Below are 22,715 nucleotides of genomic sequence, written 5' to 3' on the forward strand. Positions count from 1 at the left end.
GGATAATAGCTAGAGACTTTTTTGAGATGGAATGTTTTCTTGATTTTTAACTTACCAAATCAACTAAAGCGTTCGATTGGAAGCGGACTATAGATGAAACTGAGCAACCGCGATAATTCTCAGAGGTGAATACTGATAGTGTGATATTAGCTTGACCAGGATCTAATATGCGTTTTACCTTGCAGGTTTGCATTTTGTTGTTGCAGTAAGCAATAATGCGATCGCCAGCCTTGACATCCAACGCTTGAATTTTCACTTAATATCAACCTCGCCCAAGATTTTGCCTAGCTAAAGAAAATATATTGCTATATTTTACTTGCTCAACAATTTAAATATTTATTTAAGTATAACATAAAAACTAAGGGTTTTAAATGCTATCAATTTAATCTTGATAATGTCAAGTTTATTCATGCTCAAAACTCTATTAAATGCTGGATTTTCAGAAAATAAGGATAAATACCGACCTTTTCGCACCATTTGGTACCGCACGGCATAAGCAGGACTTACACATTGTACACATTGGAAACCTGAAACCTTGTTCGCGTAGCGTGCGCTTCGCGCCTTTCCTAAAAAAGCTTGATTTTCTGTTATTTCGTTCTCATATTCTGTATGGGAACTAGCAAAACCTCAATTAGTAAGACTTGGATTGAAAATTCAGATGGTGGTAAATCTCCACTTTGCTCTAAATTTTTGCGAGTAAGATTTTTTCTTTTGATGTTTTTGTTACAATTATTGAAATTTTTACCTAAAAATACCACTATGGCTTTATATGCTGAATTACATAGACATCTAGGCGGTTCCGTCGTACCGCGAGTTCTATGGCGATATTTCGAGCGACATTCTTCGGAGTTGATTTCCCGCTTTGCTGACTATTCACAATTTGAAGATTTTTACACCCGTCCACGCAACACCCTGGATGAGTATCTAGAATTACACACCCTGGTCGAAAGTGTGCAAACTGTGGAGACTTTGCCTTACTTTATCTATCGCTTGGTGCGGGGTGCTTACATTTTTGAAAATTTGGCTTATCTGGAACTGCGCTACACTCCCTATTTACGGACACCTGAGCATCTAAATCAATCACAGAGAATTGACAAGATGGCAGAAATTGTGCAAGTAGCAGGTCTTGCTAGCCACCAGCCAGAATATCCGATTGTTACTAGCCAAATTCTCTGTATGCACACGCGCCTACCTTATGAGGTGAACAAGGCGATTGTTGATTTGGCGGCGCAAAATAAGCAGTATGTCTGTGCAGTAGATGTCGCAGGGGGTGATAGCTATTATGCCGATCGCTTAGAAGAATGGATTAGCTTATATGATTATGCGCGATCGCTAGGCGTTAAAACCACGGGACATCTATATGAAACCACCGCAGGTTGTTACCCCGAACTGTTACCCTATCTTATGCGAATCGGCCACGGTATTCAAATCCCCCTACTATATCCAGAGTTACTTAATGATGTAGCTAAACGCGGACAGTGTTTAGAGGTTTGCCCCACAACTTACTTAAAAACTGGTACTTTGCAGGATATACGTCAACTCAAATTAGTTTTTGACCGTTGTTTTGATGCTGGGGTAGATATTGCTATCTGTACTGATAATGCTGGGTTGCACAATGTACGTCTACCGTTTGAGTATGAAAATCTCTTAACTTACGACATTATCAGTTTTAAACAACTACAAGCTTGTCAGGATGCCGCTTTCCGTCATGCTTTCGCTTGGCCTTACAGTGAACGTCCTGCATCTTTGTTGAACGATTTGCTCAAACCCGAACTACCGAAAGTTTTGGCAATCAGGGATAGTAATTAACGATTAGTAAGTACAACTTGGCGTACTTCGTAATTCCTATACAGCAAGCACTTTTTTGATTTGAAAGGGTAGTTGAATTTACGCCGTGCTTCACTAGAAGTAAAAGAAAGTCAAGTGATTTAATATTAATTCATGTTACAATCAGTGATTTTTTTTGATGGTGTAGAGAAAGCTGTAATGCACAGTACATATCTTCTAAAAATCAGTATTTTAGAAAATAAACCACAGATACACGCAGATAATTTATCGGTGTTTATCTGTGGTTTCGTTTTCGCTGATTTGGATTTTTGCTCAACGTATTCCACTAATAATATTTTGTTAATATATTTTGGGAATCCTCTAATTCATCTAGTACCTAAAAAGTAACGTCGCCGTAACATCAAACCGATCCCAATAACACATATACCGAGCAGCGTTGCGTTAGTTCGTGGTTCTGGAGTTTTCTGTGGTGTCTGAAAGGAACCATTCAAAAAAGCTTGACCTTTCAAGAGAGCAGTTGGATCTTGATCGAGTGATTCAATTTCAGAGAAGTTAAATATGCCTGTAGCACCGATGAATCTACCTGTACCACCAGTGATTGTTATGGTACCAAAACCGACTAATTGGCGGTTGATAAAGTCAAATGAAGCAGTAGCGCTACTGCTGCCAAATAATTTGTCTTCGCCACTACCAAAAAACTCATCTCTGCCGATTGGTAAGCCTTGTAAACCAAATTTTGCTGCATCTTGAAAGAATAAGAGATTACCAGTATTAGGATCAGTTCGGCTGTAGTTATTTATGCTTAAAAAGTTATTTAAACCGTAAGGAGCATCAGAATTAAAGCCTGAGACAAATGCTGTTGATACGTCGGTAGATGGTATAGGTGTGAGAGTAACTTCTGTGTCGTATACTACATCGAATGGATAAATAGTCTGGGCGATCGCTTTTGCCGTACTCGCACCGACGCTAACTAAAGAAAAAACTAGCGGAACAAGACATATATTTAAACTATGCGATCGCAGTGCCATTTGAAGAACTCTACTATATAAAAAATATTGAAGAGCATTTCCAGCCAGAGGCTGGAAACGAGCTTTTAAAGGCGTTCGTGGTTAAGTCAACACCAATAAGCAATGCGTACCCCTACAGTGCAGATCTATTTATTCCAGAATGATTAATCAAAGTAGGAAACAACCTATTTTGGTAAACTCATACCATGATTAATTTGTACAGTGCCTAAGCCCTAATCTCTTGCAAAAGTTAATGTTTTAGGGATTAAACCGCAGATGCACGCAGATAATTCATCGCTGTTTATCTGTGCTTTCCTTTTTGCTGATTCAGATTATTCTTAGAAATCTAATGTGCAGTACAAAAAACCAGCAATGATGGAATAAATAGACTTACGATTGGGATATTCGGGGTAAGTTTAAGCACCAACACCTTCTGTCGCACCACCGATTGAAATCCAAGCTGCAAGACCACCTTTGATTTCTGCTACCTCAGCAAACCCTTGTCCCCTGAGAATTTGTGCAGCCTGGGTTGTATGTTCGTCACTGTCGCCATAGATATAAATATGGCGTTCTTTATGTAGAGCAGATTTGGCTTTAGATACCAAATCGTTTAATGGGATGGGTATTGCTCCACTAATTCGACCGTGATTGTAGGTGTGGCGATCGCGCACATCAACAATTGTAAAACCTGGTTGACCCCATTGCAAACGGGTCTTTAAATCATGGACATCAGCAACTAAACTATTACTCATAAGCTTTTCCTGCTTATAACCTCACAAGCAATTTATCAAAAATCGCCTTTTAATTGAGTTTTCAGTGTAATAAGTTAATAATTTGCAACTAGCTAGCTGAAAATAATCTCTCATCTCTCCCTACTTCCCTTACCCCCAGAAGCTATAAACTATAATTTATGGCATCTATTATTCAAGCTCTACCAACAGAAGTCGTATATCTCATTACAGCTGGTGAGGTAATCGACTCTTTAGCCTCTGTGGTGCGGGAATTGGTAGAAAATTCCCTAGACGCAGGTGCAACGCGAATTGTGGTTTCTTTATGGCCGCAGCAATGGCGAATTCGTGTCGCAGATAATGGTTGTGGAATGAACCTAGATGATTTGCAACAAGCAGCCACAGCCCACAGCACCAGTAAAATTCGCTCTAGTGCCGATTTATGGAAAATTAACAGTTTAGGGTTTCGTGGTGAGGCGTTACACAGCTTAACAACTCTGGCAGATTTGGAAATTTTGAGTCGTCCTGTGGATGGAAAATTAGGATGGCGGATTAGCTATGGCAATGGTGGGAAAGTTGTGCAAGTTGAAGTAACTGCGATCGCACCTGGTACAGTAGTGACAGTTTCCAATCTTTTCGGTAATTGCTCATCACGTCGTCAGGGATTGCCCACAACAGCACAGCAAATGAAAGCCGTGCAAGCCACAATTTACCAAATCGCCTTATGTCATCCCCACGTCACCTGGCAGATTTGGCAAAATGACCGTCAATGGTTCACCATTTCTCCGGCTAGAACAACTGGGCAATTGCTACCGCAGATTTTACCCCAAGTGCGACAAGGTGACTTGCAAGAAGTCAAACTCGAAATACCCAATCCTCCCCACTCCCCACTCCCTTGTACAAACGCGATTCATCGCGTCTCTCCCCACTCAGCACTCACTTTAGTGGTAGGATTACCCGATCGCTGTCATCGTCATCGTCCAGATTGGGTACGTGTAGCCATTAATGGACGGATGGTTAAGACACCGGAACTAGAGCAAACGATATTATCAGCATTTCACAGAACATTACCACGCGATCGCTATCCAATTTGTTTCCTACATCTTGCCATTTCCCCCGATCAAATTAACTGGAATCGCAATCCAGCAAAAACAGAAATTTACCTCAATGAAATCATTTATTGGCAAGAGCAAATTACCCAAGCAATTAACCAAGCGCTCAGTATCTCTTCTTCCAATCTCAAAGAAGCTGTTCACACAACACGAGTTAGTAAATTACTCAAAGCCGCAGAAGCCAAAGGCGGCTACAATTTCAATCCTCAAAATCCCAAGGAAGATCGCAAAAATCCTAATTCCTTGAAGGCTGTCGCTCAAGTTAGCAACACCTATATTGTGGCTGAACATCCAGGTGGTATGTGGTTAGTAGAACAGCACATTGCCCACGAGCGAGTTTTATATGAGCAATTATGCGATGATTGGCAACTTGTCCCCGTCGAACCGCCAATCATTCTTTATCAATTGTCGCTAGCGCAAGTATCGCAATTGCAACGCATAGGTTTAGACATAGAATCCTTTGGCGAGCAACTTTGGGCTGTCCGAAACATACCTGCACCTTTGCAACAGCGAGACGACTGTGCAGAAGCAATTTTAGAGCTTAGTTGGGGAGGCGATTTACAAACAGCCCAAGTAGCTGTCGCCTGTCGCAGTGCCATTCGTAATGGTACACCCATGAATCAACAAGAAATGCAGACACTTTTAGATAATTGGCAACGCACTCGCAACCCTCGCACCTGTCCCCACGGACGGCCAATTTATTTATCTTTAGAAGAATCAGCCTTAGCCCGGTTTTTCCGGCGTAATTGGGTAATTGGTAAAAGTCATGGAATTTGATTTTAAATTTAACGCAAGCGCATGAAATTTTAATTAACTTAACTATAAATCTTTTTCTAAACTGGAGTTAGCATACTCAATCAACCAGAAAATATTTTCTGGATAAGGATGATGCTCTCGATACTCATGTCCCAAACGTTGGACAATGGCAATATCTGGTTCTGGTTCCGAGTCGTTGGGTAAGGTGATAGGCTTGGCTTGGCGAATTTTAGCGCGTTCAGCCAATAACTTTGCTAGATACTCACCAGCTTCATCACTACAATAAGCATGGGGTTCTCCTTCCGGCGATATTTCGGCAATTTCCCCCTTAAGTAATTCAACTTTGCGATCGCTCAAAATACCAGCATCAATCATGCGGTGATACTCTTCAATCGTCCATTTAGCAACAATAAAAGTCATGAGGATTGATTCCTCCCAATAATTCTTGATATTTTACCATCTTAAATGGGCTTCAAAGGAAGCCGCTAGCGCCTCTGTATCCTTGTAGTCAAGATTGAGGCTATACTTAATTGGCAAAAAAATACAATCTAATTTCTATAAAAGCTATTAATTTTTATTGAAGTTTAATACTTATACCTTCGGGTAGAAGGAAAACACTATTGTAATTTCTAAGCTAGTAATTAAGTTTTTTGATGGATTAAATTATGCTGAACATTATTGCTTGGATTATTCTGGGTTTAATTGCTGGAGCTATAGCAAAAGCTATTTATCCTGGTCGTCAAGGTGGTGGAATTGCTTCAACTATGGTTTTAGGTATCATAGGTGCTGTGATCGGGGGAATTTTAATTACTCTTTTAGAGACAGGGAGATTTCAATTAACTGCTGCAACCCTTAGTATCCCCGGTGTAATTGTTGCTGTAATTGGCGCAATAATTGCCATCTTTCTCTGGAACTTATTAGCTAATCGTGCCACTTATTAGTTGAATTAAATCTCTAAAAAAATCGTGGTTAAAAGCAATTTCTTAGGAATTCCCCCTTTCAGATTTTATGCAAATACAAAAACTCCACTTCCTCAAGGTTAGTGGAGTAATTAATGTTAAAGTATCAGTAATGAATCATGGTTAGTGTTGCTGCACTGCAAAAACCAAATTATTCTAAAGCTTTCTTAAGTTCATCTTTAATGTTTTCTACAGTGTGACCAACTTGGGCTTCAGCTTGCTTTGCTTGTCCTTCAGCTTTATCTTGTGGATTTCCAGTTATTTCACCCACAACCTCTTGGATTTTTCCTTCAATATTTTTTACAGTCGCTTCTACTCTTTTTTCGGTACTCATGGTTTTTATGTTTAGCTTGTAGTTGATTCAGCTATTACATAAACTAACAGTAATGTATTCTTTTTGACTTCCATCAACCGATAGAAGAATTCGGTCAATTATGTATCTTAAGATAGATACGGTGAGCTACAGAGTAAGCAAGTAAAAAAATCCGAATTCATAGAAATTTGCACTGTTCACATCCCCAGCTTCTTTGAGAAGTTGGGGATTTAACTTTTCACAAAGTATTTAGGACTGCTATATACATCTTCATAGAAGATTATAGAAGTCAAAGCAAATTTTCAATAAAAGGACAGAAAAGGAGTGGCAACAAAGCGTCAAAAAGATGTATGGATGAGTGAGATTAATGACATTATTCGGGGTGCTTGCGGAGGTTTTTTATTTGGCATCCCTTTACTGTACACAATGGAGGTTTGGTGGATTGGATCGCTGGCAAAACCACAACTGATGATGATGGCGATCGCATTTATGTTTATCGTGGTGTACTTGCTCAATCAGACAGAAGGCTTTCGGAAACGCAGATATAGCTGGCTAGCTCTTCAAGCCGCAATGGATACCGTAGAAGCGATCGCGATCGGACTAGCTTGCTCTACCTTTGTGCTGCTACTATTGCGAGAATTGACACTAGAAACTTCTCTAAAAGAATCTTTAGGTAAAATCATCTTTGAAAGTGTACCATTTGCTCTTGGTGTAGCATTAGCCAACCAGTTGTTGGGAGATAGTAGAAACAGCAATGGAAAAGGACAAAAACCCGACAGCACAACCAGCAACAAAAAAGATGAGTTAAACGCCACCTTTGCCGATGTGGGTGGAACCCTAATTGGTGCAACCATAATCGCATTTAACATCGCTCCAACAGATGAAATTACTATGCTTGCAGCCGCAGCCTCGCCACCTTGGGAGTTGGCAATGATCGCCACATCTTTACTAATTTCTTATGGCATTGTATTTCAAGCAGGCTTTTCTGACCAGCAAAAGCGAAGAGAGCAAAAGGGAATTTTCCAACGACCATCGAGCGAAACTATTATGTCTTACCTAGTGTCCCTCCTAGCAAGTGCTTTTATGCTGTGGTTCTTTCAAAAGTTAACTTTTAGCGATCCTTGGACAATGTGGTTAGATCGCACATTGATGCTGGGCTTACCTGCAACTATTGGCGGTGCAGCCGGCAGGTTAGCAATATGACTCAAATAGAAGAACCACCAAAGCGCTCAATAGCTGAGTGGGTAACATTCAGCATCGCCTCATTTATCCTAGCAATTATTGTAAGTTTAGTAGGTTACACTTGGCTGAACGAAAAGAATCAACCTCCCATTCTTTCTGTTACTAAAAAAGAAACAATTCGGGAAATTGATGGACAATTTTATGTTCCCTTTGAAGTTGTGAATAGTGGAGGAGATACAGCTGAGTCAGTTCAGATTATGGCTGAGTTAATGATTGATGGCAAAGTTACAGAAACAGGAGAGCAACAGATTGACTTTTTATCTAGTGGGGAAAGTGAAGAAGGCGCATTTATATTCACCAAAAACCCGCGTCAAGGTCAGTTAAATTTACGTGTTGGTAGTTATAAATTGCCATAGAAAAGATAATATCCCCGACTTATCAAAGAAGTCGGGGATATACGACTTGCAATTCTTACAAGTTAAATAGAATTGCTATATAACTCATATTTGATTTTTGAAAAATTCAGTACAACTCAAAGAAGCCTTCTTTTGAGTTCCCTATTGCGCTTGCGTTGTGCTTCGTACATCACATAAGTAATTTTATGAATCAAACATGATTCCCCTATATAGGATTCATATTTAATTTTTGAAAAAATCCCATACAATTCAAAAAACCTTCTTTCCTATTACCTATTGCCTATTGCCTATTGCCTCTTAGCTGCCCACCCTACACGAACAAAAATCAAAGCAAATTCATATAATTACTAACGCGCACTAGTTTAAGCTTTAACCTTAGCTTTTGACCAAACGCCGTTTTCATTTTCATCATATTGCTGATGAACAGACTCCCAAGCAGCTTGTTCGGCTGTGAACTCGTCATTTTTCTCATTGAAGACAGTGTTATAGCGCTCAATGAATGTACGTTGAGCTTCATCAGAAAGATGAGCGCGAACTTCAGGAGACAAGTCATCTGGACTGTTGCACTGTCCAGGGCAAGGGCGAGCAAAGGTTTTTTCGATTGTGTTAATTTCTTCACCACCAGCACTTTCGAGTAGCAATTGAAATTCACCAGTGCGATCGCTCGGAACTTCTGCCATCAGTAAGAATTCGCCAGCTTGTAAGCGAGTTTGGTAGATAGCCGCTTTATCTTCTGGCATCCCCAAAGTAGTTAGAACCGACACGAGACCCGCACCTGCACTACCTGCGATCGCTCCACTAGCAGCCCCCAACAACACTGCCCCAATAGGCCCCGCTGCTACGATTGGACCGACAAAGGGAATAAACAGTACGCCTACACCCGTGAGCAAGCTGAGAAAGGAACCAAACAAGGAACCAAAAACTGCCCCTGTTCTCAAACCTCCCAGAATCACATCTTTTTTACTAATAAACCCAGCAATTCTAGTTTCTGACTGGAAGTTTCTACCCATGACCGAAATATGATCTCTAGGTACGCCCCTGTCTAGTAAACGTCGAATCACATCATCAATTTGCTTCTGTTCTTTAAATACAGCAGAGATAGTACGTTCTGCTTTATATACTTCTGGCACTTAAATACTCCTTGTATTATGTTATTTTTACAATGAATATATTGAATAGGTAGATGTTGGGAGATTAATTCTTTCAGACTAATTAAAAGGAGGAATTAATCCTCCTTCTAACTAGTTTCACAAACATCCATTTTTAACTCAGACGTTATGAGCTACACACCCACAGGAGTCTTAGCCCCTTCTGCTGGCTGTCTACCATCTGGCCCCAGTGCTTCGCCTTCAATAAATGAACGCAGCATCCAAGCCATTTCCTCATGCTCTTCCATAAGTCCAGTCAGAAAGTCAGCAGTTCCCTGATCGTGGAACTCATCACCAGACTGATCTACATGGTCTCTTAAGTTACGAATAACCTGTTCGTGGTCTTCCACTAGATTAGCTACCATCCCTGTTGCTGTGGGAACATTACCAGCATGTTCCTTGAGGCTAGCAATCTTAAGAAATCCTTCCATTGTGCCAACTGGATAACCACCCAAAGCACGAACTCGCTCTGCCAAAGCATCAATATTTAGAGTCAGCTTTTCGTAGTGTTCTTCCCAAAGCTGGTGCAAAGAGCGGAACTGAGGGCCAACGACATCCCAGTGATACTTTTTGGTTTTCACCAACAGTAGATAGGCATCTGCCAAATCTTTATTTAACAGATTAATTACACCTTGACGCTGTTCTTCTGTCAACCCAATGTTTATCGCACGCATTATTTTTCCATCCCTAAGCAAACTTATTTATTAAGTTCTCAAATTTTATATACATTCCACATCAACCAAAGGAAACATTATGAGCTTAGATGTGTTGCTAAATTGATAATTGTGCCTATGTCTTAATAGGTAGTATTCAGCTAATGGTCAGCCAATAGTCTAGTAATTAGCGATTTAAAACTCCAAGCATAAGAATATTAAATATAATAGTTAATTCAAACTATCTAAACTCAGTTTTCCAACAATGCTCATGTGAACATAGCTTTATACTTAATTAATTTAATTTGCCAGCCACCTTAACATTAATAATTAGTAATGGATCACTGCTTTTACGCAATCACCCATTACTACTCAAGAATTACCAGAACTATTAATTTAGTTACTTACCTGTAACTTTTTCTAACACATTCTTAATATTTTCTTCCACAGTGGTTGCGGATTGTGAATTTTCAGGACGCTTCTGCTTGTCAATATCAGCAGCTCCCTGAACCTCATTGAGTCCTTCGTTAGACTCCTTTTGAACCTTTCTCAATCCTTGTGGTGGTTCTTTAGCAGCTTCGTCAGTTTTGCGTTGAATGTCAAGCAGTTGTGTAGTAGCTTCGGTAGGGTCACTTTGGTAGCTATCGATTGCAAAAGCAGGAAAAGCACTAGATAACAATAGTATGGCGCAAGTAAAAGCCACAACTAGAAAACGTACTGGGCTTAAGATAGATAAAACAGAAGCAATAATCTTCATTTGAAATCCTCGATAACAGCTTTAACAACGCAGAACTTTCACTGAGAAAGCGGAGCTTATACTTTTATTTGGCAAATTGAGCAATAATAAAAATAGCAGGTCACACTTCAATCTGAAAGTTCTTGTCAAAGGAACCTGATGAATAGATGAAGAAATTATCTCTGTATTTCTGCATCGAATTAGAAGGGATAATAAGCAAATACCACCTTAATCCTGTAGCAAAATTCTTACATTTGATATTGACATTCTTTTCTCAAGGTTCCCTGTTTCTACTTGTACTTTGAAAATGCTAAAGTCTGCATCAATCTCTAGAATGAACTTTTCTATATCTGTGGTTGCAATAAAAATCAGTCTCTAGATATATCGACTTAATATAGTTGTCACAGCTTAATGACTTTGGGATTTATGTTCAGTTAGCTCGACTTTATCCAATCAAAGCAATTTCACAAGGATGCACTTTATAGGATATTTGTAAAGTATAAATTTATATAAATATTCCCTTTTTTAAGGGGAAAAATAAATCTTTTCTTTAAACTTGATAAGTCTGCCTTATTACCTCTTCTATTGAACTTACACGATTGAACATTTCTATTAATTCATGGGATCTAGTTTTTCGCTTCGCCAGCAGTACTTTTAAGGGCATTAAATAATGAACATCTGGGTCATTTCCCAAGGCAACTTCGGCTGCTTGCAGGACTTTTGTCGCATTCTCAAAAATATCCTTGTTGTCAAAACCTTCTTTTGCTGAAATTTGATGTAATACCTTACTGGGTACAGTTTCTCTACCCAGTAAGGTATTATCTAACACCAAACCTTTCAATAACGCTAGCAGAGCCGCATAGATAGAAAAATCATCACAACTATCACAAGCTTTAAATTCAATGCGTCCGACTTCAGCCGGAATGCGGGCTATTTTTGTTAGTGAGGGTATACTATTAATCAGTTGTTCTTCTTTCTGAACAAAGACTAGGGCTGCTGGTCTTTTTCCAGTTCTGATAAACGTTCGTACCGATAACCCATCCCATAAACCTCCTTTATAAAAAGGGGAACTATAACTAAAAGGAACGATATAGGGACTGTAATAAGTTAACTTTCTACCAATATCAATCACATTTTCAGTAGACAAATCTGCCACCGAAATATTTAAATCTGGTCCATAAGACACCATGTGAATATTAGCAGTTTGTTCGTCAGGATAAGCCTCTAGCTGTTTTATTTCATAATCATTTAATGGAGGTTGAGGCTCAAAAGCCGGATTGTAGGGATTAAAACTGACTAAAACTGGTGATAAGTCAAAATTAGCAGCAACTTCACGTAGTAAGCGAAAACTTTCTGATAATTCCGTAATAGCGCCTTGAATATCAGAATGTATAGTTGTTCTAATTTCAATACCTTTAACATGACAGTCTATCACTTCATCGGAATCTGCAAATCTTTCAAATCCCTCAATATACCATCTCTTCATCTTAATACCCGCATCACCTACACGCAGTTGAGGATAGTCGCTGGGATATGTGGGGAGCTTTTCAATAATTTGATTAAAATCAGAAAATTTTGTGTGGGAAAAATCAGCAAATTTTCCTTCTTTGTTTAGGAAAGCGACTTCATGCTCAATACCAAAGAAAAACATTATATATACCTTTATTGCTTATAGTTAACCTAATCTAACTAATAGATATTTCCAAAAATTAAATATGCTTTCTCTAGAACCCTTGTAGAGACGTAGCACGAATATTTGAGATACTCCAATCAAATTTACTTTAACTATAAAAATTCTCAATAATAGGATAAATGAATTTTACCCTAAGATCGGCTTTTGCGATTTGATAAACCTCTCTGATTTATTTTTCTGTACTGCCCAGACTATCTTCCTAGTCGCCGATTAGGGTAGTTTAGTAATGACTGAGGAAAGCTTGAGACGTGAGTTTATGACAAGTACCGTTCAATCCCCCTACAGCAGCGAACAGATTGCCGCTTGGTTGCGTGGACTGCTCACCATTGCTTGGGCAGATGGTAATTTTGATGCCCAAGAACAGGAATTAATAGCCAGCATCACCAAAGATGAATTAGCTCCTAAGATTAAATGCGACTCACTAGAGGTAATTACGCCAGAGGAATTAGCCGCAGTGTTGGGTAAAGGTACACCAGCTGCGGAAAATTTCTTAAGGACAGCGATAATGGTAGCGATCGCAGATGGTACTTATTCTCCCAGTGAAGATGAGGTTCTACATCAATTCTGCCAAGCCTTAGAACAGCCAGAGAATTTACTAGAAGCCCTTCGCCACACCCTAGAAAACCCACAGCAAGTTACCCCTGTTATTTCCAGCCCTGGACTTACAAAGCGTCAAATTGATGCACTACACCCTCTGCGTGACTGGCTGGATGGGCTAGATATTCAAGACCCAAGAGTAGCCCGCTTTTTGTGTAAAATGATCCCCTCCCAGTGTCCCTTTGAGCGGGATGTCACCTTATTTGGACGCAAGATTGTCCACATCCCGCCGATGTGTAAAATCAATCCCTTGTATGAGCAACTGGTGGGCTTACGTTTCCGCGCCCTCTCTTATCTAGCAGATAAATGCGGTGAAGATGTTTCACCATATATTTAGTTAGAGTTAGGAATGAGGAGTAAGGAGTTATAATTTGTAACTCCTCACTCTTCACTTCTCACTATTATTTAAGTATGCAATTTATCGATCAAGCAAAAATTGAAGTTGAAGCTGGTAAGGGCGGTGATGGTATTGTCGCCTTCCGGCGAGAGAAATACGTGCCGACTGGTGGCCCCTCTGGTGGTAATGGGGGACGAGGTGGTTCGGTATTTTTCGTTGCCGACGAAAACCTACAAACCTTGCTGGACTTCAGATATAATCATCGCTTTCAGGCAGAAAAAGGAACTCGTGGTGGGCCAAATAACTGCACAGGGGCAGGAGGAAAGGATTTAATTATCGAAGTTCCCTGCGGTACAACCATTTATGATGCTGAAACTGGCGAACTGCTGGGAGATTTAACTGAGCCTCAGCAAACTTTACTGATAGCCCAAGGTGGTAAAGGTGGACTAGGAAATCAGCATTTCTTGAGTAACCGTAACCGCGCCCCAGAATACGCTCTCCCAGGATTACCGGGGGAAATAAAGCAGCTGCGTCTGGAGTTGAAACTTTTAGCAGAAGTGGGGATTATTGGCTTACCAAATGCTGGAAAATCCACTCTAATTTCATCTTTATCAGCAGCACGTCCAAAAATTGCTGACTATCCCTTTACTACCCTGATCCCAAATTTGGGTGTAGTGCGGAAACCAACTGGCGATGGTACTGTTTTCGCCGACATTCCCGGACTAATTGCGGGAGCATCTCACGGGGCTGGGTTGGGGCATGATTTCTTGCGTCATATTGAGCGCACGCGAGTGCTACTTCACTTGATTGATGCCACTAGTGATGATGTAATTAGGGATTACAACACAATTAAAGAAGAATTACAAGCTTATGGACAGGGTTTAGCAGAACGTCCACAAATTTTGGCGCTGAATAAAATTGATGCTGTAGATCGGGAAACTGTCGATTTGGAGGCTTTAGCTACCCAACTTAATCATCTCTCCTACGCCCCGGTTTTTATAATTTCAGCAGTTACTCGCACCGGCTTAGAGCCGATGTTACAAGAAATCTGGGGAATTCTTGACCAAATGAAGGTTCCTGAAGAAGTGGAGGCATTGAGATAATTCGTAATGGGCTACGCCCCGCTACGCTAACGTAATTACTACTTCATTGGCAGGAAAGAGCAAACATAGATGATTGGAAAAACCACATCTGTCGTAGGGGCAATTCATGAATTGCCCCTACAGTGAGGCTCTATTATCATCAAATAATGATTAATTAAAACCTAAAACGACGTATTTAAATTGATACACAAGATAATTCTTTTGCAACCTTTGTAAATCTAATCGTAATAAAAGCTCTTAAAATTACGAATTACGTTAGCGAGTCCGCGTTCGCTTTTAGCGTCTCGTAGAGAGCGTCATTACGAATTATATTGACTATTTTGCATCAAGGGAATTTTAATCACAAACTCAGCGCCTTGTCCTGGCTGCGAAATACATTCTACGGAACCGCCATGTCTTTCTGTAATGATCTGGTAGCTAATTGCAAGTCCCATTCCCGTACCTTTGCCGATGGGCTTGGTGGTAAAAAAGGGATTAAATAATTGTTTTTTCACATTTTCTGGTATTCCCAATCCATTATCGGCAATCCTAATTATTACCTGATTTGGCTCCTGTAGTTGAGTACAAATGGTAATTATCGGAATTGGGCATTGGTTATTCTTCTTGTCTGCTTTACCGCCACTCTCCACTCTCTCTTCTAAAGCATCGATCGCATTTGACAAAATATTCATGAATACTTGGTTTAGCTGCCCAGCGTAACATTCAACCAGGGGGAGTTTGCCATATTCTTTGATTATTTGAATTTTTGCGTGTTGGTCGTTACCCTTGAAGCGGCTTTGCAAAATCATCAAAGTACTATCGATTCCCTCATGGATATCAACAGCTTTCATTTCGGCTTCATCCAAGCGCGAAAAAGTTCGCAAAGAAAGTACAATCTTTCGAATGCGGTCTGCCCCAATATTCATTGAGTTTAGTATTTGTGGCAAATCTGACTTCAAAAAGTCTAGTTCGATTCGTTCTGCAAAATCCTGAATTTCTGGTATGGGTTCAGGATAATGACTTTGGTAGAGTTGCAAAAGTGAAATTAAATCTCGAGTGTATTCCTTGGCAGGGCTGAGGTTGCCATAGATAAAATTGACTGGGTTATTGATTTCGTGTGCTACTCCTGCAACTAGTTGACCCAAGCTGGACATCTTTTCACTTTGAATTAAGTGAGTTTGGGCGTGTTGAACTTCACGGAGTGCAACTTTAAGTTCTTCGGCTTGTTGTCGTAGTTGAGCTTCCGACTTTAGCAATGCTTCCTTGGCTTGTTTACGTTCGGTAATGTCCCTAGCAACAACTACCTGACAAAAAGGCTCTCCTGTTTCGGGATGTTTAACCATGAATATGTTGCAATCAGTGGGAATTTCTATACCTGTTTGAAAATGCCTATGGCGAAACTCACCTTGCCAGAAACCATGTTGAGACATTAAAGGAAGAATTTGCTGTATCAACTCTGCAAAAGCTTCTGGTGAATGAAAATCATCCATAGACTTGGTTTTGGCTGCTTCCAGGCTATTAAGCCCCACCATCTTGAGTCCGGCAGGGTTCACATAGAGAACTTGCCCTTCCATTGAAGCAATGCCAATAAAGTCGCTGCTGTTTTCAATCAATGCTACAAATTTTTGCTGTTCCTCTTCAGCTTGTTTCCGCTCTGTAATGTCTAACACCATTGAGGCAACGCCAATCACCTGGCCATCAGGAGCTATTAACGGGTTGTTATACCACTCGCAGACCATCGTTCTACCATCTTTAGTGACGTTATTGTTGACGCTAAAACTTCTTCCTCGTTGTGTTAGCAGAGCGGTGATAATCTCATTTACGTGCTTTCTGGCGTTTTCAGGTACTATGGTCTCAAAACGATTCCCCAGCATTTCCTCTGTAGTGTATCCAAAGATTCTTTCTGCTGCCCGATTCCATATCTGAACTTCAAAGTTAGTATTCCATTCAATGATGGCTAAAGGTGTTTGTTCAATCAGCAACGCCAGTCTTTGCTTTGAAGCCCTGAGTTCTGCCTCTGCTTGCTTGTATTCAGTAATGTCGCGGTAATACCAAATCCTCCCGTAATAGTCTTCTAAAGCTGATGTCTCACCACAAACTCCTTGGTGTTTACGCACAGGTGCAGAATAGCGGTCAAAAATCTTTCCAGACTTGAGGAAAATTTCATCACGGCTGCTTTGCTCTGGATGCTGGTAAAGATACTCCACCTTAGCCACAAATTCGTCTGGATTTACTAGCTGGTTTAGTACCCATTCCAGAAGTTTGCGAGCATCGCCTCTTTCGAGCAGTGCAACAGGAATTTGCCATAACTGGGAGAATTTCTGATTAAATGATGTAACCGTAAGATTTTCATCAACAATTAGAATTCCGTCGATGGAAGCTTCTTGTTGAGCTTGGAGTACAGCATTAATGCGGTGTAGGTCTTTCTCAGCTTGCTGGCGATCGCGCAGTATGGCTTGCTGTTCGCTGATGTCGCAAAGTAACCAACGCCAGCCGATCTGCTGACCTTGTGAATCATACATCGCAACCATCTTGATACTAGCAGGAAAGGCTGTCCCTCCTCGTGACTGTAGTTCGACTTCCCAATCCTGCACCTGCTGCAAATTTGTCAGTTTATTCATGAAGGTTTTGCGGTCTGGTTCAGCGATAAACAGGATGAATGGTTTACCTACCAGATAGTTTTGTCTCACAGATAGTAAGGCTGCGGTTACATAGTTAGCCTCTTTGATGATGCCGGCGAGATCAGTCACTAAGTAAGCATTTGGAGCGAGATCAAACAAATCCTGGTAACGCCGACGCTCTAATTCTGCCGTTTCACGAGCGATCGCTAATTCTTCGTTTTGTTGGCGCAGTTCTTCTTCGACTACCTGGAGTTCTTCTAGGGTTTCCCGAAGTGCTTCACAGGTTTGCATAAGATCGGTAATGTCGGTAACTCTGTCAGTCACACCCAGAACTTTATCAACTTGATTCGGTAAAATAATGTCTCTAATACTACCCACTAAAAATTTATTACCAGTCTCATCTTCAAAGCAAGACTTTTTGGTAGAGATAAGATGGGTTATACCCTGAGCATCAGTAAAAAGATCCTGGCTCTCGTTAATAATATTCGTGGTGAAAACCAGTTCATCTTTTTGCCGGAACACATCAGCTTCTGCTTGAGGAAAAAAATCATAGTCTGATTTACCAATTAATTCTTCTCGGCTATGACCTATGAAATTACAGTAGTTATCGTTAAATAATACCCAGCAATGTTGACGGTCTTTTACAAAAATTGGGTCAGATATGCTATTGACCATCTGATGCAGAAATGCTGGAGAGAAGTTTTGCTGCTGCGTGTTGTGTTTTTGCGCGAGGTTATCTAAGAATTTAGGATGGTTCATACCGGGATTTATCTCTAAAATTTGACAATAAGCCTCTACCTGGTTTTACTACATAAAACTGCCCCTCTCAGATTCGGAGAAGGATACACTTGAATGAAAGTTCAAGGCAAGGCGGAATTTGTGGAACTCACGTTTATTTAGCTCCGTGTGTCTCAGCATGAGTATTATTAATTATTCCCAGACTAAGTATGAATGCAACAAGCAAACCCATCTTTAAGTTTTAGTGTTTCCAGAAAATTCGGGACTAGGAAGATTTTGTTCTCTGGGGAAATAAAGACGCTAGGCGATCGCACTCATTATCTGTGGCGTAGTGGCGTGGCAAGGCTAAAATAGACTATTTTTGGACTTCGATTTACTGATAGAGGTGGCTCTTGTTACAGAGATAGTTGCCACCTACTGAAATCGCAACACTCACAAATTTATACCCAATTCTGCAAAATACACTTACAGGCGAAAAACAGACAGCCTCATGCACGACGATATTTGCTGGATTAGGTAATATCATGTGCGGTTAATTCGTTCTCACTGCGAACGAAGTGTTCATGGAGCATCTCGTAGAGAAGCAATCTCCGAACTCTTGCAATTGCTTCGTTGCAATCGTAATGACATATCCTAAGTGATTAGGAGGACATGATATAAAGTGATCGCAGACCATAAACTAGCTTCATCTATATCTGATACGATATACGGCATTCCTCAGTGAAATTAGAAGCCCACACTGTACTTTGTAATCCAAGTCAGCGCGGCTAGTTTGCGTAAAAATTGATACAAAAGCTTAAGGGCTGTGCTTACTGGTAAAAAAACGGAGTTAAACTAGAATTGCATGGTAACAATCAAAGGAAAATTATGATGAGCGATCGCGACTATACATTAATCATTGATAAAAGCGGTAGTATGTCCACACCCGACCAAGTGGGCGGTAGAAGTAGATGGGAGATTGCCCAAGAGTCTACACTGGCTTTGGCAAGAAAGGCCGAACAATTTGACCCCGATGGCATCACCGTTTACTTGTTTTCCGGTAGATTTAAACGCTACGATGATGTCACCTCAGCCAAAGTCGCACAGATATTTCTCGAAAATGACCCTGCTGGGACGACAAACTTAGCAGGTGTGCTTCAAGACGCAATCAATAATTACTTTCAACGTAAAGCAGCCGGTAAAAGCAAGCCAAACGGAGAGACAATTTTAGTCATCACCGATGGTGAACCAGACGATCGCAAAGCGGTTTTTGAAGTCATCATTCATGCTACTCGCCAGATGGAGCGTGATGAAGAATTAGGAATTTCGATCATTCAAGTAGGTTCAGATGCCCAAGCGACTAAGTTCCTTAAAGCTTTGGATGACCAGTTGCAAAGCGTCGGCGCTAAATTTGATATTTGCGATACTGTTACTTTAGACGACTTAGAAGAAATGAGTCTTGTAGATGTATTGACTAACGCAATAACTGACTGATTAGTTTAAAGTTTTTTATTAAATAATTAGGAAAATTATAAATGCTAGAAAATCGTGATTATACCTTAATTATTGACAAAAGCGGCAGCATGGCAACCCAAGATCAAAAGGGTGGCAGAAGTAGATGGTTTGCAGCGCAGGAATCTACTTTAGCTTTAGCTAGTAAGTGTGAGCAATTTGACCCAGATGGTATCACTATTTACTTATTCTCTGGTAAATTCAAGCGATACGAAAACGTGACATCCAGTCTAGTAGGGCAAATTTTCCGAGAAAATGATCCCTCTGGTACAACTGACTTGGCAGGTGTGTTAAACACGCAACTGACGATTACTTACAACGCAAAGCAGCCGGTCAAACAAAGCCAAATGGTGAAACAATTTTAGTGGTTACTGATGGTGAACCGGACGATCGCAAAGCAGTTATGAAGGTAATTATTGAAGCTTCTCGCCGCATCGATCGAGATGAAGAATTAGCCATTTCCTTCATTCAAGTTGGCACAGATCCACAAGCTACTCGCTTTCTAAAAGTCTTAGATGATGAACTCCAAAGTGCTGGTGCTAAGTTTGATATCTGCGACACCATTACTATGGAAGATATGGAAGATATGAGTCTATCAGAAGTGTTGCTCAATGCCATTAATGACTAGATATATCATTTATAGGAATTGCAAAAATGGATTCCATTGATAAGCTGTTAGCCGAACTCAAAACTGAATATAAAGAAGTAAAACCACAACAGCAACAGTCAAAATCAGCCACAGCCAAATCCTTTATTCCACCATTGCCAAAGTCGGCATCTTTTATGGATCCCATTTTGGCAGAGGTTAAGGCTAATTTTGCAGAAGAGGATGCTGCTATTGAGTTAAAAAAACAACAAGAACTAGAACAAGAGCGAATTCGCCAAGAACAACTCAAAGCCAAACAATTAGAGGGTTTGAAAATACAGGCAAAAGAATGGTTAGCTAAAGTAGATCCACTTTCGTCGGAAGGACTTTGGTTTGAAAGGTTTGCTGAAAGTTACCCCTCAAAATTAGAGGCAGCGGTTGAATATTTAAGAAGCAATGAATAAATGTTTTCAAACAAGAATGTAGAGACGCAATATTTTACGTCTCTATTAATTTTTAGACATGTCTAAATAAACAATTCAAGATTCAAAAATAATCTCCTATCTCAAATTTAACATGAGCAATTATTATTTATTACCCATGCTCAATATTGATGGTGATTTGTTCGATTTGAGTGTTGAACAGCCCATTCATGCATAGCATAGAGAATTGGTTGCAAAGTTTCTCCTAAATGCGTTAGCGAATATTCTACCTTTGGTGGAATTTGGGGATAAACTTCTCGATGGATAATGCCGTCTTGCTCCATTTCTCTAAGTTGCTGAGTCAACATCTTTTGCGTAACTCCGGGTAAAGCTCGTTGTAACTCTCCAAACCTTTTTACGCCAGTCATTAATTCTCTAATAATCAAAACTTTCCAGCGTCCGCCAATTACCTTTAGGGTAGTTTCTACTTCACAAGTCAGCCTGAGATTGTTTTCTGCTTCAGCTTTCATAGTCAGTTTTTAAGAAGTACCTTACTTAGGTTTGCTGGGTAGTACCGCTAGTTAAAAGTATGGGTACATCTACAACACTCCACAAGATTTAACTGCTCTCTTTGATGGACTAAATTTTTTTGGCAATGTGAAAAGCGGATATATATGAGAGATGAAGACTGCCTCCGAAGTCATATTCTATACTTTGCCTTAATCCTTTAAATAATGCTTTTTTGGTATCTGGAGGTAACTTTAGGTATGGCGAGTAAGTGTTTAAAAGCATTAAATATTCATCAACATTATATGTCACTTCAGATACAACTTGCCCGGATATTAAATCTTTAAATTGGCCCGAATCGATGGACATATTTCCTAATGCTCTCAATATCTCTTCTTGGGTTTCTATGTCTTCATATCGATCAAGCGATGGAGCATATAATTGATAGATTTTGGATAAGCGTTGATATACTTCAGATGAAGGTTGAAGTTCTTTGTTCCATAGTAAAATCAGGTTGCCAGTTTGTTGTAAGGCATTTGCTGCTTTTTGATATCCTACTTCTGGTGATATCCAATGAAAAGAACTCGCTGCTAAGACGGCATCAAATTTAGAAGGCTGTAAAGTCCACTCTTCAAAAGATGTATTCTCAATCTCTACATTGGGATACATTCGACAATTCTGTTGAGCTAACCGAAAAAAATCTGGGTTGGGTTCTAAGCAAATCATTGAGCATCCCAATTGAGCGAATGCTATCGTTGCAGTTGCAGGGCCACATCCTACTTCTAGAATTTTTGAGTTAGTGGAGAGTTGAGCAATTTCCGCAACTTGGTGAGTTAAATCCTCTGGATAGCGGGGCCGTGCCTTGTTATAAGCCTCTGCTGCCGGAGAATACCAATTTTTTCGCTGTTCAAGGTCTTTACTGGAGTAACTGATTATTGCTTGTTTTAGGTCTTCCATAATCTACTTGGAATAGCGCTTCAGAGAAAGCAATGTGGAATTAATTTGAAGAAGGCAAAAGGCAAGAGGAAAGAAGGCTTTTTAAGTTGTACGGAGTTTTTTCACGCAATCAAATATGAGTCCTATAGTTACGTAGCTATCAACTCAGAATCGATTTCCGACGGCGCACTATCTTGAACTAGCGATCGCGTTTCACCATTACGCTGGAGGATACCGCCAACCATTGCTAACAAGGCGTTTACCTTGCGCGTTCGCCACATATCTACAAGTTTTTCCACTTTGCTAGCAGACATCTGTCGCATCATGGCTTCGTAAAGATAAGCAGCATGTCCAGTTTCATCTTGGGCAATACTTAGCATTCCTAACTTCAAGTTACGATCGGTTGGCTCGTTATCAGGTAATACTTTCGCCATTCGCGCAAAGTCTTTACTAGCATCTAACTCAAGAATGTATGTGCTAGCCATAAACACATCCCAGTCAATGACAGCAGGTTTAAGTTGTTCTTGCGTGTAGCCTTCAAAGAATGCAGCAAAAAAGGGACTACGCTGCTGTTGTGATTTGTTTGTGGTTGTAGTTTGGGGTTGACGCTTAAAATCTATAACTTGTTTATTCATCTGCTGTAAGGCGTGGGCAAAGACTTTACCATGCCTAGTCTCATCTGATGCGTGTTTTGCTAATTTTTCGGCTAGCCATGTATCGCCTTCGGCTGCGGCGCGATCGCTCAATGCAGATAAAAACGGCACAGAACCAGATTCAGCAAAATAAAACCCCGCAAGGATGTTGGGACGGGTTTTAGAATCACGAATTTGAGCAGCAGAATAATAGGCAAAAGCACCTGAACCAGCTAAATGCAGAATGTGAGTTAAGAAGTTCATCAGAAATTGCC

General features: G+C 40.3%; 21 protein-coding genes and 2 pseudogenes. 10 read left to right on the forward strand and 13 right to left on the reverse strand.

Features of this window, described 5'->3' with window-relative positions; genetic code table 11:
• Window positions 1-46 precede the first annotated feature (46 nt).
• Entirely contained in the window at window positions 47-256 is a 210-nt protein-coding gene (locus tag NPUN_RS16440; protein ID WP_041565457.1) for a hypothetical protein, read from the reverse strand.
• Window positions 257-759: 503 nt separating this feature from the next.
• Between NPUN_RS16440 and NPUN_RS16445 the strand changes: the two genes are divergently transcribed.
• Window positions 760-1,809, forward strand: coding sequence for an adenosine deaminase (locus NPUN_RS16445; RefSeq protein ID WP_041566218.1), 1,050 nt, complete (start codon window positions 760-762; stop codon window positions 1,807-1,809).
• A gap of 344 nt (window positions 1,810-2,153) precedes the next feature.
• Here NPUN_RS16445 and NPUN_RS16455 read toward each other — a convergent pair whose 3' ends face one another.
• Window positions 2,154-2,816 carry a hypothetical protein gene (locus NPUN_RS16455; protein WP_012409671.1) on the reverse strand — a complete coding sequence of 221 codons (663 nt, stop codon included), beginning with the start codon at window positions 2,814-2,816 and terminating at the stop codon, window positions 2,154-2,156.
• Between the two features lie 395 nt (window positions 2,817-3,211).
• Window positions 3,212-3,547, reverse strand: coding sequence for a rhodanese-like domain-containing protein (locus NPUN_RS16460; protein WP_012409672.1), 336 nt, complete (start codon window positions 3,545-3,547; stop codon window positions 3,212-3,214).
• Between the two features lie 158 nt (window positions 3,548-3,705).
• Here NPUN_RS16460 and mutL point away from each other — a divergent pair, with 158 nt between their 5' ends.
• The gene (gene mutL / locus NPUN_RS16465; RefSeq protein ID WP_012409673.1) at window positions 3,706-5,412 is read left to right on the forward strand and encodes a DNA mismatch repair endonuclease MutL; all 1,707 of its coding nucleotides are present in this window, start codon (window positions 3,706-3,708) and stop codon (window positions 5,410-5,412) included.
• A gap of 45 nt (window positions 5,413-5,457) precedes the next feature.
• On the opposite strand, the pseudogene NPUN_RS16470 reads toward mutL, so the two are convergent.
• Window positions 5,458-5,811 (reverse strand): annotated as a pseudogene (locus NPUN_RS16470) (Uma2 family endonuclease); the annotation flags it as partial.
• Window positions 5,812-6,059: 248 nt separating this feature from the next.
• Between NPUN_RS16470 and NPUN_RS16475 the strand changes: the two are divergent.
• Complete coding sequence (locus NPUN_RS16475) at window positions 6,060-6,332, forward strand: GlsB/YeaQ/YmgE family stress response membrane protein (RefSeq protein ID WP_041566220.1); 273 nt, start codon at window positions 6,060-6,062, stop codon at window positions 6,330-6,332.
• 169 nt (window positions 6,333-6,501) lie between these two features.
• On the opposite strand, the gene NPUN_RS16480 is transcribed toward NPUN_RS16475, so the two are convergent.
• Window positions 6,502-6,684, reverse strand: a complete 183-nt coding sequence (locus NPUN_RS16480; RefSeq protein ID WP_012409675.1) for a CsbD family protein — start codon at window positions 6,682-6,684, stop codon at window positions 6,502-6,504.
• A gap of 303 nt (window positions 6,685-6,987) precedes the next feature.
• Here NPUN_RS16480 and NPUN_RS16485 point away from each other — a divergent pair, with 303 nt between their 5' ends.
• The gene (locus NPUN_RS16485) at window positions 6,988-7,866 is read left to right on the forward strand and encodes a TIGR02587 family membrane protein (protein WP_012409676.1); all 879 of its coding nucleotides are present in this window, start codon (window positions 6,988-6,990) and stop codon (window positions 7,864-7,866) included.
• The gene (locus NPUN_RS16490; RefSeq protein ID WP_012409677.1) at window positions 7,863-8,261 is read left to right on the forward strand and encodes a TIGR02588 family protein; all 399 of its coding nucleotides are present in this window, start codon (window positions 7,863-7,865) and stop codon (window positions 8,259-8,261) included. The genes NPUN_RS16485 and NPUN_RS16490 overlap by 4 nt, the downstream gene beginning before the upstream one ends.
• Window positions 8,262-8,623: 362 nt before the next feature.
• Here NPUN_RS16490 and NPUN_RS16495 read toward each other — a convergent pair whose 3' ends face one another.
• The 4 genes from NPUN_RS16495 to NPUN_RS16510 form a co-directional block, all read right to left on the reverse strand.
• Window positions 8,624-9,391 (reverse strand): ChaB family protein, encoded by a 768-nt coding sequence (locus NPUN_RS16495; RefSeq protein ID WP_012409678.1) that lies wholly within the window; start codon window positions 9,389-9,391, stop codon window positions 8,624-8,626.
• 152 nt (window positions 9,392-9,543) lie between these two features.
• Window positions 9,544-10,083, reverse strand: a complete 540-nt coding sequence (locus tag NPUN_RS16500; RefSeq protein WP_012409679.1) for a Dps family protein — start codon at window positions 10,081-10,083, stop codon at window positions 9,544-9,546.
• A 379-nt stretch (window positions 10,084-10,462) separates the two neighbouring features.
• Window positions 10,463-10,819, reverse strand: a complete 357-nt coding sequence (locus NPUN_RS16505) for a hypothetical protein (RefSeq protein WP_012409680.1) — start codon at window positions 10,817-10,819, stop codon at window positions 10,463-10,465.
• Window positions 10,820-11,348: 529 nt separating this feature from the next.
• A complete protein-coding gene (locus tag NPUN_RS16510; protein ID WP_012409681.1) occupies window positions 11,349-12,449 on the reverse strand; it encodes a glutamate-cysteine ligase family protein in 1,101 nt (366 codons plus the stop codon).
• A gap of 298 nt (window positions 12,450-12,747) precedes the next feature.
• Between NPUN_RS16510 and NPUN_RS16515 the strand changes: the two genes are divergently transcribed.
• Both NPUN_RS16515 and obgE read left to right on the forward strand, forming a co-directional pair.
• Complete coding sequence (locus NPUN_RS16515) at window positions 12,748-13,425, forward strand: Mo-dependent nitrogenase C-terminal domain-containing protein (protein ID WP_041565460.1); 678 nt, start codon at window positions 12,748-12,750, stop codon at window positions 13,423-13,425.
• 74 nt (window positions 13,426-13,499) lie between these two features.
• Window positions 13,500-14,528 (forward strand): GTPase ObgE, encoded by a 1,029-nt coding sequence (obgE, locus tag NPUN_RS16520; protein WP_012409683.1) that lies wholly within the window; start codon window positions 13,500-13,502, stop codon window positions 14,526-14,528.
• Window positions 14,529-14,827: 299 nt separating this feature from the next.
• On the opposite strand, the gene NPUN_RS37710 is transcribed toward obgE, so the two are convergent.
• The gene (locus NPUN_RS37710) at window positions 14,828-17,887 is read right to left on the reverse strand and encodes a PAS domain-containing sensor histidine kinase (RefSeq protein ID WP_012409684.1); all 3,060 of its coding nucleotides are present in this window, start codon (window positions 17,885-17,887) and stop codon (window positions 14,828-14,830) included.
• A gap of 846 nt (window positions 17,888-18,733) precedes the next feature.
• Between NPUN_RS37710 and NPUN_RS16530 the strand changes: the two genes are divergently transcribed.
• From NPUN_RS16530 to NPUN_RS16540, 3 genes and pseudogenes are all read left to right on the forward strand, one after another.
• Complete coding sequence (locus NPUN_RS16530; protein WP_012409685.1) at window positions 18,734-19,339, forward strand: vWA domain-containing protein; 606 nt, start codon at window positions 18,734-18,736, stop codon at window positions 19,337-19,339.
• A gap of 41 nt (window positions 19,340-19,380) precedes the next feature.
• Window positions 19,381-19,985: pseudogene (locus tag NPUN_RS16535) on the forward strand (vWA domain-containing protein).
• Between the two features lie 26 nt (window positions 19,986-20,011).
• Window positions 20,012-20,407 (forward strand): salt stress protein, Slr1339 family, encoded by a 396-nt coding sequence (locus NPUN_RS16540; RefSeq protein WP_012409686.1) that lies wholly within the window; start codon window positions 20,012-20,014, stop codon window positions 20,405-20,407.
• A gap of 140 nt (window positions 20,408-20,547) precedes the next feature.
• Here the strand turns inward: NPUN_RS16540 and NPUN_RS16545 are convergent, their stop codons facing one another.
• The 3 genes from NPUN_RS16545 to NPUN_RS16555 form a co-directional block, all read right to left on the reverse strand.
• Complete coding sequence (locus NPUN_RS16545; protein ID WP_012409687.1) at window positions 20,548-20,895, reverse strand: winged helix-turn-helix transcriptional regulator; 348 nt, start codon at window positions 20,893-20,895, stop codon at window positions 20,548-20,550.
• A 109-nt stretch (window positions 20,896-21,004) separates the two neighbouring features.
• Window positions 21,005-21,829 (reverse strand): class I SAM-dependent methyltransferase, encoded by an 825-nt coding sequence (locus tag NPUN_RS16550; protein WP_012409688.1) that lies wholly within the window; start codon window positions 21,827-21,829, stop codon window positions 21,005-21,007.
• 128 nt (window positions 21,830-21,957) lie between these two features.
• Window positions 21,958-22,704 carry a hypothetical protein gene (locus NPUN_RS16555; protein ID WP_012409689.1) on the reverse strand — a complete coding sequence of 249 codons (747 nt, stop codon included), beginning with the start codon at window positions 22,702-22,704 and terminating at the stop codon, window positions 21,958-21,960.
• Window positions 22,705-22,715: the final 11 nt, after the last annotated feature.

The sequence above is a fragment of the Nostoc punctiforme PCC 73102 genome (genome assembly GCF_000020025.1).
In the GTDB taxonomy this organism is placed as follows: domain Bacteria; phylum Cyanobacteriota; class Cyanobacteriia; order Cyanobacteriales; family Nostocaceae; genus Nostoc; species Nostoc punctiforme.